Raw genomic sequence first — 12,864 nt, forward strand, 5'->3', positions numbered from 1 at the left:
ATATTATTTTTGCAAGGATTTTACAGTAACAAGCATAACTGAATGATTAATCAGTTAATAATGACACAATTAATTAGAAAAATTCATAGTTGATACTTCATGAAATTAAGTTTAAACTAACTTTATAAAGTAAAACCTTACAAACGTTTAAGGAGATGATTATGATTAATTTTTCAAAAGTTACCGCAGCTGAAGCGCGTCGGAAAATTATGGTCATTGACTCAAAAAGTTTCTATGCCAGCGTGGAAAGTGTTGATCATGGATTAAATCCATTAACCTCATTACTAGTTGTTATGAGCCAACAAGAGAATACTAATGGTGGCCTTGTATTGGCTTCATCGCCGCGTGCAAAGAAGGAATTAGGTATTAAAAATGTGATGCGACAGCGTGATGTTCCTAAAGATTCACGGTTGATTATTGTACAACCGCGGATGAATCGCTATATTGCCATGAATAAAAAAATAAATGATATTTTTAGACAATTTGTTGCCGAAGAGGATTTGCTATTATATTCCATTGATGAAAGCATTTTAGATTTAACAGATACATGGGAATATTTAAAATTTTTGTATGGTAAAAATTTAACCTTGAAAAAGTTGGCACGAATTATCCAATTAAAAGTAAAACAAACATTGGGCTTATATGTCACGGTAGGTATTGGTGATACACCGGTTATGGCTAAATTGGCGTTAGATATTGAAGCTAAGCATGATTTTAATTTGATAGGTGAATGGCACTTTGAAGACATTCCACAACGTTTGTGGCCGATTACAAAGTTGACTGATGTTTGGAGTATTGGCAATAGAACAGCTAAAACTTTGAATAGATTGGGCATATTTTCTATGTATGATTTAGCATTAACCAATCCATATTATCTTGAAGAAAAGTTAGGCATACGTGGTGAAGAATTATTTGCATTGGCTTGGGGCGTTGATCGTAGTATTTTGCGGCATAGACATAAAGTAAAAGCAACTAGTTTATCAAATAGCCAAGTTTTACCACGTGATTATAATCGGGTTGATGAAATTAAAGTGGTTATTCGGGAAATTGGTGAGCAGGTTGCTGCTCGGTTACGTGCTAAAAACCTTGTTGGTAGTACAGTTTCGTTGTTTGTTGGTTATTCTTATGCAACTAGCGAGCAAAAACATACACACGGTTTTAATGTTCAAACTAAAATGTCACCATCAAATTTATCGCATGATATTAGTGGCACTTTAATTAAACTATTTGATGAAAATTATGAAGATGGTTGTGTACGTAATCTAGGTGTATCAGTTGGTGACTTGCAGTTAAAGGTGGGTGAACAACTGGATTTATTAACACCAGTCCAACAACAAATTAATGCTTCTAAAATCGATCAAGTTATTGACCAAATTAGGCATAAATTTGGCGTAACAAGTTTAGTGAAATTATCATCTTTGGGTCAAGGTGGCACGATGATTCAAAGGGCTGGTTTAGTTGGTGGCCATAATGGTGGTAACGCGTATGGATAGACGAGATGAGCAACTTAGTCGAGCAGCACGTTTCTTTCAGCAAGATTACCATGATCGTGGCATGGTTAAATGGCAAGGTTATTTTCTTAGTGACCATACAGAAGATTTACATGCATATTCAAAAAAACGTGCTAAAAATCGAGCACGTCAAGATCAACAAGAGATGACGCAAGAAGCAATTAGTCAATATCTAATGGAAGCTTTTATACAACGTCATCCAGTGACACTGCAATTAAGAAATCATACAGCTAAAGGGGTTACAAGTCCTTTTTATCACGGTAAAGTACTAGGCTTTCAAGGTGATAATGTAATTCTTTCAGATAACCAACGTGTATTTCCCATGAGTGATATTTTATTTGTCGAATCATAGACAAAGCCGCGAAATTTGTATTAATTTGTCGGCTTTTAATATGTAAAGTGTTCATGAGAGGCTATACTTTTTTTCTTGTGCTAAGATTAGTTTTGAGGGAAATGCTATGAGTAAAAAAGAAATAAAATTGTCTATTGGTGTCTAGCTATTATTATTTTATATAGCATTATAGGGATAGTCTATTATCGTGTAGCTTATTTACCCAAAGACACAGTAAATAAGATATTAAAACAAGTGAAAGATCATGCTGGTTATTCAGTACCGGTACTAGTCCATTACAAGCCGGTGAAGTTACCACATGAAAAAATCACTTATGAGGTAATCGGTGAGAGCGTTGATGCAGGTAAAAATAAAGAAAAGAAAATACCAGCAGATATTGATTTTAATGATATTGAATCGGACGATGGTTATCGTTTAGGGTTTAATTATAATAATATAACGTTCTATTATAATGAAACTAACGAATATAATGAAACTAACGAAGAATATTTTGATAAGCAAACGGAAAGCATAGCAGAAGAAGTTTATCGCATTAATAAGCGTGGCCAGATAAAACAATTAATTAGGTAAAAAGTTAACCAAAGTAAAGATGACAAAAAACAACATCGATCAAAAAATATGATATTGAAGAAACTAGATGTGCCTAAACATTCAGCTAAGTATTTGTTAGCTCATCGTGTTGGCTATAATGTCTTATGGCAAAAAGTTGCACAAGATTTGACGAATAAAATAAATGCAGAACCTTAAGAATAAAATGTTAAATAGTGAAATTTTGAGCAAATTAGTGAGTATTATCGAATATAATCTGTTAAACTATACATAGTGAAATTAATCACAATATGACTTTTGATGGGAGATAATTATGATTAAAGCATTTTCAAGTCCAGCACACTATGTTCAAGGTAATGGGGTATTGGATCATCCAAAAGAGTATCTTGAAAGTCTTGGTAAGCAACCAATCTTATTGTGTGATGAAATAGTTTGGCAGATTGTTGGGGAAAAACTTAATCAAACTTTGGCAAAAGATTTTACGGTGACACATGTGAACTTTGGTGGTGAAGCTTCGACAGAGGAAATTACACGTGTCGTTGAAATTGGTCATAATGAAGAAAATGATTTTATTATTGGTTTAGGTGGTGGTAAAACACTTGACACCGCTAAAAACATTGCTGACGAATTGAGTATACCAGTTGCTATTTTGCCAACAGTTGCATCAACTGATGCACCATGTTCAGCATTATCAGTGTTGTATACACCCGAAGGACAATTTACGAAGTATGCTTTCTATGATAAGAATCCGGATATTGTGTTAGTGGATACAAGTGTTGTTGCCAATGCGCCAGTTAGAAATCTAATCGCGGGTATTGGTGATGCAATGGCCACGAATATTGAAGCACAGGATGTTGCTCGCGGTTACAATAAATCAATGCTTGGCCAAGGACCAACCTTAGCATCATTGGCAATTGCACAAACATGTGAAGATAATTTGTTTGCCCATGCACATGAAGCCGTTGCAGCAGCTGAAGCAAAAGTTGTGACACCATCATTAGAGACAATTGTTGAAGCTAATACATTGTTGAGTGGCATTGGCTTTGAAAGTTCTGGATTAGCAGCTGCCCATGCTATTTATAACGGCTTTACTGTCTTATCTGGTGAAAGCGAAAAGTTGATGCACGGTGAGAAAGTTGCATATGGTTATCTTTGTGAGTTGATGTTAGACAATGTTTCAACTGAAGTATTAGATAAATATATTAATTTTAATCAATCGCTTGGCTTGCCAACAACTTTGGCTGACTTACACTTGGAGGGTGCAACTTATGCAGACTTTTTGAAGGTTGGTAAGCAAGCCACAATTCCATCTGAAACAATTCATGAAATGCCATTTGAAGTTACGGCAGAAGACGTTGCAAATGCAATTGTAGCTGTTGATAGTTACATAAAGTCGCGTCAATAATAAAACAAAAGATAATTTAATAAAAAACAGGCAGGAAAATGATAAAATTTCCTGCCTGTTTGTTGTTTTATTATAAATTGTCTTTAAAGGTAGCCAACACTAGTTAAACCAATTAAAAATACGCTTGCTATGATTGGAATACCAATTCCTAAATATTGTTGACGATGAATACTTAGTGATTGTTGCCAACTAGCATAAAAGCTCGTTTGCTTAATCTTCTGTAGTATAACTGCCAACAAAATAGGAGCAGCTAGGCCGATAATAATTCTAAAGTACCAATTATCAGTAAAGGCACTAAGAGTTGTGATATCAAAAGCAGCGCGGTGATAGAACATAACTGTATCTGTATGCTGTCCAACGAAAGATAATGGCTTAAATTCACCAAAATGCTCAATAGCTTGGCAAATAACAAAGATAAATAAGCATAAAATTGGTGGGATGATCAAAGCTTGCAGACCACTTCGAATATTCGAAGATTTCAACCAAAGTACAAAATCCAGCTTATTGTGAGCATATAAGTAAATCAAAACACTAAAAAATGCTGTGGCAATAACAACATAGATTGTTTTATAAGACCAATTAATTTTGGAAAATATTTTGAAAACATAATGTCCTAATAACATCCAAAATACAGCCAGTAATGAAATCTGCGCATTCCAAGGAAAACTACTGTTACCAAAGAATGTAATGTTTTGTAAGCCAATACCTATTAAGAACAAACCAACCGCAATTAAGAATTGGTACCAAACTGAATGAATAGCTGATAACAAAATTGTTGTCAGAAAAATACCTAACATGTAGGTTGTCATATACCAAAAAACACTTAAGTAATCATTTAAAGTACTACCACCATAAATTAGACGTCCAAAATAGGCGAAGGTGTAATGCCATGATTGTTGACGGAAATAGTGGCTAAGAATAATTAAAATTGATCCATTTAATAGATAGGCGATTAATAATGGCTTAATTTTATGGCCTAATAAATAACGCCAACCATTAGCATTAAAATTAATTTTTTTGAGAAAAAACCCACCAACCATAAAAAATAGTGGCATGTGCCACCAATAAATCGCGTTATAAGTAATATCTAATCCCTTACCAGAGACATCGTTGATAGCATGACCAATTACAACGGCAATAATACCAAAACATTTTGCGTAGTCAGCCCAAAGTATTCTATTATTATTTTGCTGTTTAGCTTCCGATATCATAAAAAAGTTTTTCAGGCTCCTTTAATTACTGCTAATAATATAAATATATTAGTAATAACCTTAACGCATTTTTCAAAAACGAACTTTAAAATTTTTAAAAAAGTGGAACAAAAATAGCAAAAATGTTGTAGATTAAGTATGAAACTGGTTATCAATAACAATTATTGAAGCTTTTTGTTTTGAATAGCTTTTTAAAAATAGCATAATAAGTCATATTAAATACTGGCGATGTAAGGGGAGAAAATATATTGAGAATAAATAAAAATAAGAAACTGACCAAAATAAGGTATGCAGCTACTGTAATGTTAAGTTTAGGCATCATTTTATGCATAGGAGGTTTAATTTTTAATTGGTTGACAATAAAAAATGATTCTGGTGCAAATATAGGTGCAGGTATTTTATTTATAGTCGGTGTTACATTTATTGTGTGTGCATTGCTTATTTATTTAATTGCGTTTTCCATGAATAAATAGCCAGATTCCTTAGCTATTTGTGATTAAGTAGTATATGTAATGTAAATTGATGAGATGAAAGGATATAAAAATGAACGTTAAACATAAAGTGCATCACGCATTTGGGGTGTATGGCGTCATCATAATAAATGATAAATTAGTCGTGATAAAGAAAAATGGTGGACCGTATATTAATAGATTTGATCTTCCTGGTGGTAGTTTGGAAGAGGGTGAATTTTTAAATAATGCAATTAATCGTGAAATAAAAGAAGAAACGGGATTGAAAGTTTTACAACTAGACCAATTAGGTATTACTAGTTTTAAATATCCATGGCAATATCTGGACTATGACATAAATCAACACATTGCAGTTTTTTATAATGTACAAAAATTTAATGGTGAAGTTAAAGATTCAGTAGCACAATTTGATGGTCAAGATTCTCTTGGTGCCCAATTGATGGGTCTTGATCAACTTACAATTGATAATGCATCACCACTTGTGTTGAAAGCAAAAGAATATATTCAGAGTGGTTCATTTGATTCAAATGATACTGAATTTGAAAAATGGCACGTTTTGTCTGAAGACGAAAAGGTATTTAATAACTAATTAATCGTTGATTGAAGCAACTTGGGCTCCATGTTAGCAGCACGGAGCTTTTTGTTTATAAGTAAACTATATTGAGATTTACAGTAAAATTAGAATTTGTTATTAAATAGAAAAATAGGAATAAGTAATGTTTTTAGTTACAGATATTTGTTAAGAAGCTTGTTAACATGATATATTAAAATTACCTTAAAATAATTATTAGTAAGGTGTTTTATTAGTTTTTGATACATTTTTTACAGAAGAGTGGGGAGTATTATGAAAATATCAGATATTTTTAAAAACAAAAAAATAATTATTTCTATTATTGGTGTGATAGTTGCTGTAATTGCGATTGTGATAGGAATATCAATTTATTCCAATCGTCAAGTGGCTCTTACTAAAGATGTTGAAGTTAATTTTAGAGGATATAATAAATCAGGAACTATTGATTACAATTCAGGAAAAATTGATAAGAAGGTTAATTCACTCTATGCAAAACGCTCTGGGTTAAGCGAGTACCAAGTTCAGCAAGTTTTAGATGACCCTTCATATATACAGGAATTGCCATCCAATTTACAAGATAAGGCTACTGATGTAGTTAATTGGGAACAAGAGCTTTCGTTGAATTTTGACAATGAACGAGGATTGAAAAATGGTCAGTCTGTAAAAATGACTATTACAAATGATGGTGATAAAGAAAATCCAATTAAAGAAACGTCAAAAAAGTATAAAGTATCAGGATTAAAGAAAGTAAAATCAATATCTACCAAAAAACAATTAGATTCTGTTAAAACAAAATTTATTGGTTTTAATGGTAAAGGTGTTGCACAAATAAATAGTTCGAATAAGCTATTAGATAATCAAGAAATAAGTGTTAAAAATAATGGAAAATTATCTAATGGCGATAAAGTAACTTTAAACTTTAAAGATGCATTCCCCAAAAAAGAAGGTAAAGAATGGACAGGTAAAAAGAAATTAGAAGTTAAAGTATCTGGATTGAAAGATTTGTCAAAATTAGGTAACGTTAATGAAGTAAAAGCGATGACAGATCGTGTTGCAAAAGATGATGCAGATTCATCAACAGAAAATTCAGATAATAAATATATAGCAACTTTTGTATCACTTTACGCAAAACAAGATGAAAATTTGATGGAATTTTCATCTTTTGAAGATGCACCGAAATATGTTGAAGTTAATGAAAATGATGATGTATCTACAATGGATGATGACTTAAAAGTTATGGTAGTTGGACTCTATAAAAAGGAATCAAGTGATGCTTCAGAAGACGATGTTTATGAACAAGTACATTTAGATGATGTTCCGTTACAAGATAATAAGTTGTATCTAGATAGAATTAAAGCTGATACAACAGGAAATCTTACCGAAGATTATACAAATGATAGTCTTGAGACTATTGATCATAATCTAGCTGCAGATGGTATCAAGTTAAAATAATAATAAACAATACAGGTATCTAAAAATACAGGTATCTAAATAATATAAATAATAATAAATTAAGCACTTCATAATTAGTAAGATTTACTGTCTAGTAATCATGGAATGCTTAATTTTACGGGCTTAATAAGACTTTAAATAATGATAATGATTTTTGTATTTGTATGGATATAGACTAAAAAAACAGATAAAAACGTACTTATAAGTCAAAAAAAAGATGTTATAAACATGAAAATCCGCTAGAAAATGTAATAGCATTACATTTATATTAAAGGCAACAAGAGGTGCTGAGTCCTTGATTTAATAGGATTTATTCTCTTGCTGCCAGTAAAAAAAATAGGTTCAATTTTGAACCTGTAATAACTGACAGTGAAGGCCTTCTTGTTCAACAAGGAGGCTTTTTTAGTTTTTAAATACCGACAAGTTCGGTTAATTTTTTAACAGGAACTTCCATTATCGATATTAAAGAGTGAGGAGGTGAGAATTGATGAATTATAAAGACGAGGAAACCTTGGGACAAGCAGTTAAAGCTTGGCGGAAATTTCATCATTACCGGATGGGTGATGCAGCTAGAGCAGCAAATATTCCATATGCAAGTTTTCAACGTATTGAGTATGATCAGGGAAACCCGCGTATTAAAAATTTAGCATTAATTGCACGAGCCCTTGATATGTCGACGGATGAAGTCATTGCACGTTGGTTTAGTGATGACGAACAAAAAGATCAATAACTGAAGATAACATCTCATCTAGCAAATGACCGATGTTATCAACTGTTATTGATCTTCCAAAACTTAATAAATTACCCTCTGTTGCGATTAGTACGGCAATACTTTTTAAAACAGAAAGTACAAGTATCATTTTCAAAAAATGAAGAAAATGAGCTGGTTTTAGTGCGACATTTTTTAGCACCAAACCTAATGTATACATTAGTATAACATACTATGACATATCATGTGAAGTCATGAATAAAATGAGTGCATCACTAAAGGTCATAACCTGGTGTTAAAAGACGTTACTAAAAGTCGCAGAGGGGGTATAGTAGCGTTTTTTGACTATACCAAGATGGCTTTAAGCAGTTACAAAATGCGACGTCGTAACTTGTATGAGCAAATAAGGGGTTCGCATCGCCTACACGTCGTCAGAAAGATGCCAGAGAACGTCGTAGCGAACGTTTAAAGTAATGTGGTGTAATTGATAACCACTGGTGGTGACAACCAAACAAATGCGTTAAAAGGTCAGGGTGGACGTACTGAAAATGGCGTCACACGGCAGTCACAATTTGGTTCATGGTGCTTAGTTCATAATTCGACCTTTTAACTCGAAATGATGTTGTGATTGTAGCTGGGCAGTGCTGGCTTTAAACGTGTGCCAATTCTTGTAATTGGACGACAAAACAGTGATTTTGATCACTCTGATCGCAATTAGTGTTTTGTTGGAATAGCTCGCTCAAGGGCGAACTCTCCTAACTAACGCTATGCGTTGTTGTTGAGTTGTTAGGCACTGGTCTATTGATTAATAACTACATGAAATAATGTCGTTTTGTTATCCATTGTTTGGATAGAACGGGAGAAAAATGATGCTAGCAATTGATCAATTAAAAACAATAAATCGTGTGCCGCACGATACAACAAATTATATATATGTAGCGTTTGATGGGACTTTTTCCACCATTAAAGCATTTGCTGAAACACAGGCAGATTTACATAAGCAGATATTAGCAATGCAAGCACAAAAAGCAGAAATTTTTTGGTTAGGTCGATTATCTAAAAAGGCTTGGTCTGAAATTATAGTGGGGTTACGAGCAGGGAATAGATTACAGGATTTAATTGTAATTGAAACAGTTAGAGGGCGGAGGTAAAGAAGATGGATTTTCAGTACATTGCAGTGGATTGGCAGCGGCAACATATTTTATTAAGTGCTGATTCAATGGCCGGGTTAAATCGTTTGATTTTGTCCGAGAAAGGGCAATTAGTTATTCAACAACAAGCGATTTGGATTTATCGAATTGAAGAACAAGTTTTGGTACAAGTCCAACAAGAAATTAATCGGACTGGGGTGCCTTTTAATCAATTAGTGCAACCGGATAACTAAACAGTTGTGGGGGTAGATTATGTGGAAACAATTAGATTTATTTACGCAGCAGATAGTGGTTTCAAAGCAACAAAATATTTATTTGGCAAAGCAATTAACAGAACATGGTTTGAGTGATGTGGGACATTTTGTCAGCTTGCTTGATGAAAGTGAGATACTAATTGGACAGGTAGTGGTAGCAGAAAATACACAATTATTTGTCGTTGAAAAACAAGTTGCAAATGGTCATATTATCCAACAAAATGACTTGTTTCGTGTGCAAAAAACACAACAAAATTTGGAACAGTATTTAGCTGCAAAATTGAAAGATGACTACCCTATCATTCGGACACTTTTTGATGAATAACTGGTTAAGAGGAGGAATTAACAATGCAAACAAATATTCATGTGGGACGACTTTTAAAAGAATTTGAGCTACAAACAGTTGGTGAGCACAAAGATATAAAAATGGTACGTTTGGGGTTAGCGGTTAAACGTTATTTAAGTCAAAAATCGCAAACAGATTTTATTTATTATGTGGCCTTTGGCAAAACGGCAGAGATGCTATCTCAATATGCGAATCAGAAGGGTATGCCGATTGAATTGCACTTTAATATACAAAGTAGCCACTATCAAACGACCGACGATCAGTCTAAATATCAAACGACGAATGTGATTACTACATTCATGCCTTGGAAGACTGGTAATCATGATAAATCTGTCGCAACTGATGATGAAACGGTGATTGCAAATGATGAATCAGACGAAGATGTTTTACAAGGTTTAGCCGGTTTAGTTGCTGATGATTTAGAGATTAGATAGGAGGTTAAAATGCAGCATGTTAAGGTGAAATACAGTGAGAAACCGCATTTAAAAGAAGGGGCTGGTTGGTTTGGTCGTTGGTGGTATCACAGACAGATTAAACATGATAATCGACGCTATAATCATTATGATCAACAACGAAAAACCGTGACCTTACGATTGCTAGGTTTACTTGGTATTGCCGCTGCTATTTTGATTTATTCAATGGTAATGCCACGACCATCGAGTACCGTTTCAACTAAGTTAAATCAGACAATGGCGTTTGGTAATCAAGGCACTAATGTCCAGTTAACAAAGAAGGTCTTTAATGATGAAACGGGTTTGTTAGAGTTACATTTTAAGTTTACTGGTAACGCTGATGATACGCTGACAACTGGTATTAATATGAAACGATTTAAGTTGTCATTTGCAGGTGATCGGTATATTCAAAATGGACAATCTGAATATCATATTATTGCCACTTCGACGAATACAATGGTCGTGCAATTTGAAAAATTAAAAACTAATTTTCAAGATGTGCGAGTTGGATTTTCGGATAAAAGTATTGATACTGAGAATATTAAGACAGCTGTTGATGAGTCGTCAGATTCAACAAAAAAGTCAGCAAAAACAAGTGATCAGGTAGCAACCATTGTAATTAATAATGATGACAAGTTACCGGTTAATAAACAACGAAAAGTACTCACCAAAAAGCAATTGGTTGTGGCACAAACAAACACGAATATCCAAGAACAAAAGCAAGCGATTAAAGAAAATCGAACAGCCATTAAAGAGCGGCAAGCAGCCATCAAAGAACAAACCGAAAATGTCCGAGCAACACGGCAACAGATGCCAGATATGACCGATAAAGAACAAGCACAAGCTAACGAAACGATTGAATCTTATCAATCAAAGATGACGGATCTTAAGAAAAATATTTCAGATACCAAAGCAACAATTGATAGTAAAAAGGAGAAAATCAAGCAGTTAGAAAAGCAAAAAACAAAGCAACAAAATGGACAACTTAACGTACCTAAACTAGCACAATAACCGATGCGGAATTGCTGCCTAACAACAGTAATTCCGCAATATTTTTACCTTAATGAAGGGGTTACCAAAGGTGTAGCCAGAGGGTTACCACTAGGATAGCCAGGGAGTTACCAAAGGTGTAGCTAGAGGGTTACCACTAGGGTAGTTTTTATAAACTGATAGTATCACAAGGAATGCCCGCACAGCGGGACTATATCGCAGCGTGGTATCATTCCCCCTTAACCTGTTATTTATTATTGATTCGTTTTGGTTTTTATTTAGGCATAGCAAAAAATTTGAATTCTGACTTAGTAATGGAGGTTTAATTTAATGGCAAATCAATTTATTATTCGTAACTTATCAGATCATACTTTGAAAGTTCTTGATGATGAAGCAGCACGAAATCATATTTCACGGAACGCTTTACTGCAAATTGTCATTGAGAACTTTGCGAACAATTTGGAACAAGCAAACGCCACGGAAATTTTATTGGAGCCGTTGCAAGATGTGACGAAACAATTGAATACTTTAACGCATGTCACAACCGAATCACAACATGCTATTTCTCACGACTTAACTGCATTGAAAAATAGTATTGAACAGTTAATTAAATATATGTATGACGACACCATTGGTTAATAAGGAGTGAGGTAGGATGTACATTTACAATCGACGGTGGTTACGTCGCTTTATTATCATCTTTATGATTATTGTGGCAGTTCTGGTTTTTGTAAAGCGCGATGTTATTTTGAATCGTATATTTAATCAATTTTGCCAGTCGACAGCTGCACCAAAATTACCACAACATGAAGACCAGCAGAAAAAATTAGTGGCACAAGATTTCACAACACAACAAGCTATCGCGGTTACTAATAATCAACCTAATTTTACAACAAGTGAATTGAAAATTAATCAAGGTGCTTGGCAAAAACTAGCGCATCGAGATTGGTTAGGGCGCCCACAACAAGCGGATGCCTTATTGAATCAAGAACAGATGCCAACCTTGAAAAGAAAAAAATCGACCGTTAAACCACCTGGCTATCACGTGTATCGCTTTAACCAAAACGATCAACAAGATTATCTTTATAACCGGTCACATTTAATTGGTTATCAACTAACAGGATTAAATAATGATGCTCGTAATTTAGTGACAGGGACACGCGCAATGAATGCAATACATGAATACGACAATCAAGGTTCGATGGAAACATTTGAAAATCAAATAGCCAGTTATTTGAAGCAGTCACCAAAGCACTTTGTCCGTTACCGGGTGACGCCGTTATATCGCAATGTTGAACGAGTACCCCGTGGTATAGAAATGGCTGGGCAATCAGTTGGCGATGATCAAATTAAGTTTCATGTTTATATATTTAATAGCCAACCTGGCTGGCAAATTAATTACTACACCGGGACAGCTTTACAACAAGATAAGGGGAATTAA

Annotated in this window: 16 protein-coding genes; 15 read left to right on the top strand and 1 reads right to left on the bottom strand. The window is 34.0% G+C overall.

Translation table 11 applies throughout. The annotated features are described in order from the left end of the window. Nucleotides 1-161: 161 nt before the first annotated feature. From ACSYSF_RS03175 to ACSYSF_RS03190, 4 genes are all read left to right on the top strand, one after another. Complete coding sequence (locus ACSYSF_RS03175) at nucleotides 162-1,493, top strand: Y-family DNA polymerase (RefSeq protein WP_489868308.1); 1,332 nt, start codon at nucleotides 162-164, stop codon at nucleotides 1,491-1,493. Then, entirely contained in the window at nucleotides 1,486-1,863 is a 378-nt protein-coding gene (locus tag ACSYSF_RS03180; RefSeq protein ID WP_489868307.1) for a YolD-like family protein, read from the top strand. The genes ACSYSF_RS03175 and ACSYSF_RS03180 overlap by 8 nt, the downstream gene beginning before the upstream one ends. 234 nt (nucleotides 1,864-2,097) lie before the next feature. Next, nucleotides 2,098-2,433: a hypothetical protein gene (locus ACSYSF_RS03185; protein WP_489868306.1), complete on the top strand. Its 336-nt coding sequence runs from the start codon at nucleotides 2,098-2,100 to the stop codon at nucleotides 2,431-2,433. Between the two features lie 295 nt (nucleotides 2,434-2,728). Further along, nucleotides 2,729-3,817 (top strand): glycerol dehydrogenase, encoded by a 1,089-nt coding sequence (locus ACSYSF_RS03190; RefSeq protein ID WP_489868315.1) that lies wholly within the window; start codon nucleotides 2,729-2,731, stop codon nucleotides 3,815-3,817. Nucleotides 3,818-3,900: 83 nt separating this feature from the next. Here the strand turns inward: ACSYSF_RS03190 and ACSYSF_RS03195 are convergent, their stop codons facing one another. Beyond that, nucleotides 3,901-5,028, bottom strand: coding sequence for an acyltransferase family protein (locus ACSYSF_RS03195; RefSeq protein ID WP_489868304.1), 1,128 nt, complete (start codon nucleotides 5,026-5,028; stop codon nucleotides 3,901-3,903). A gap of 248 nt (nucleotides 5,029-5,276) precedes the next feature. Here ACSYSF_RS03195 and ACSYSF_RS03200 point away from each other — a divergent pair, with 248 nt between their 5' ends. The 11 genes from ACSYSF_RS03200 (at nucleotide 5,277) to ACSYSF_RS03250 (ending at nucleotide 12,864) form a co-directional block, all read left to right on the top strand. After that, nucleotides 5,277-5,501, top strand: a complete 225-nt coding sequence (locus tag ACSYSF_RS03200; protein ID WP_489868303.1) for a hypothetical protein — start codon at nucleotides 5,277-5,279, stop codon at nucleotides 5,499-5,501. Nucleotides 5,502-5,571: 70 nt separating this feature from the next. Then, nucleotides 5,572-6,087: an NUDIX hydrolase gene (locus tag ACSYSF_RS03205; RefSeq protein WP_489868302.1), complete on the top strand. Its 516-nt coding sequence runs from the start codon at nucleotides 5,572-5,574 to the stop codon at nucleotides 6,085-6,087. Between the two features lie 255 nt (nucleotides 6,088-6,342). Continuing rightward, nucleotides 6,343-7,521, top strand: a complete 1,179-nt coding sequence (locus tag ACSYSF_RS03210; protein ID WP_489868301.1) for a hypothetical protein — start codon at nucleotides 6,343-6,345, stop codon at nucleotides 7,519-7,521. A gap of 487 nt (nucleotides 7,522-8,008) precedes the next feature. Then, nucleotides 8,009-8,251, top strand: coding sequence for a helix-turn-helix domain-containing protein (locus ACSYSF_RS03215; RefSeq protein ID WP_063067369.1), 243 nt, complete (start codon nucleotides 8,009-8,011; stop codon nucleotides 8,249-8,251). A gap of 845 nt (nucleotides 8,252-9,096) precedes the next feature. Further along, on the top strand, nucleotides 9,097-9,381 hold the full coding sequence (locus ACSYSF_RS03220) for a hypothetical protein (RefSeq protein WP_491737247.1): 285 nt from the start codon (nucleotides 9,097-9,099) through the stop codon (nucleotides 9,379-9,381). 5 nt (nucleotides 9,382-9,386) lie between these two features. Beyond that, nucleotides 9,387-9,614: a hypothetical protein gene (locus tag ACSYSF_RS03225; RefSeq protein WP_074427598.1), complete on the top strand. Its 228-nt coding sequence runs from the start codon at nucleotides 9,387-9,389 to the stop codon at nucleotides 9,612-9,614. Between the two features lie 19 nt (nucleotides 9,615-9,633). Continuing rightward, on the top strand, nucleotides 9,634-9,960 hold the full coding sequence (locus ACSYSF_RS03230; protein WP_489868299.1) for a hypothetical protein: 327 nt from the start codon (nucleotides 9,634-9,636) through the stop codon (nucleotides 9,958-9,960). A gap of 23 nt (nucleotides 9,961-9,983) precedes the next feature. Next, entirely contained in the window at nucleotides 9,984-10,415 is a 432-nt protein-coding gene (locus ACSYSF_RS03235) for a single-stranded DNA-binding protein (protein WP_489868298.1), read from the top strand. A 9-nt stretch (nucleotides 10,416-10,424) separates the two neighbouring features. After that, complete coding sequence (locus ACSYSF_RS03240; protein WP_489868297.1) at nucleotides 10,425-11,444, top strand: hypothetical protein; 1,020 nt, start codon at nucleotides 10,425-10,427, stop codon at nucleotides 11,442-11,444. A gap of 309 nt (nucleotides 11,445-11,753) precedes the next feature. Then, on the top strand, nucleotides 11,754-12,062 hold the full coding sequence (locus tag ACSYSF_RS03245; protein WP_258089280.1) for a hypothetical protein: 309 nt from the start codon (nucleotides 11,754-11,756) through the stop codon (nucleotides 12,060-12,062). A 16-nt stretch (nucleotides 12,063-12,078) separates the two neighbouring features. Continuing rightward, complete coding sequence (locus tag ACSYSF_RS03250) at nucleotides 12,079-12,864, top strand: DNA/RNA non-specific endonuclease (RefSeq protein WP_489868296.1); 786 nt, start codon at nucleotides 12,079-12,081, stop codon at nucleotides 12,862-12,864.

It is taken from the genome of Weissella sp. ESL1139 (assembly GCF_058506735.1).

Coding starts and splice junctions, on each gene's coding strand:
- ACSYSF_RS03175 (WP_489868308.1), top strand. CDS start 162: ATGATTAATTTTTCAAAAGTTACCGCAGCTGAAGCGCGTCGGAAAATT.
- ACSYSF_RS03180 (WP_489868307.1), top strand. CDS start 1,486: ATGGATAGACGAGATGAGCAACTTAGTCGAGCAGCACGTTTCTTTCAG.
- ACSYSF_RS03195 (WP_489868304.1), bottom strand. CDS start 5,028: ATGATATCGGAAGCTAAACAGCAAAATAATAATAGAATACTTTGGGCT.
- ACSYSF_RS03205 (WP_489868302.1), top strand. CDS start 5,572: ATGAACGTTAAACATAAAGTGCATCACGCATTTGGGGTGTATGGCGTC.
- ACSYSF_RS03210 (WP_489868301.1), top strand. CDS start 6,343: ATGAAAATATCAGATATTTTTAAAAACAAAAAAATAATTATTTCTATT.
- ACSYSF_RS03215 (WP_063067369.1), top strand. CDS start 8,009: ATGAATTATAAAGACGAGGAAACCTTGGGACAAGCAGTTAAAGCTTGG.
- ACSYSF_RS03220 (WP_491737247.1), top strand. CDS start 9,097: ATGATGCTAGCAATTGATCAATTAAAAACAATAAATCGTGTGCCGCAC.
- ACSYSF_RS03225 (WP_074427598.1), top strand. CDS start 9,387: ATGGATTTTCAGTACATTGCAGTGGATTGGCAGCGGCAACATATTTTA.
- ACSYSF_RS03230 (WP_489868299.1), top strand. CDS start 9,634: ATGTGGAAACAATTAGATTTATTTACGCAGCAGATAGTGGTTTCAAAG.
- ACSYSF_RS03235 (WP_489868298.1), top strand. CDS start 9,984: ATGCAAACAAATATTCATGTGGGACGACTTTTAAAAGAATTTGAGCTA.
- ACSYSF_RS03240 (WP_489868297.1), top strand. CDS start 10,425: ATGCAGCATGTTAAGGTGAAATACAGTGAGAAACCGCATTTAAAAGAA.
- ACSYSF_RS03245 (WP_258089280.1), top strand. CDS start 11,754: ATGGCAAATCAATTTATTATTCGTAACTTATCAGATCATACTTTGAAA.
- ACSYSF_RS03250 (WP_489868296.1), top strand. CDS start 12,079: ATGTACATTTACAATCGACGGTGGTTACGTCGCTTTATTATCATCTTT.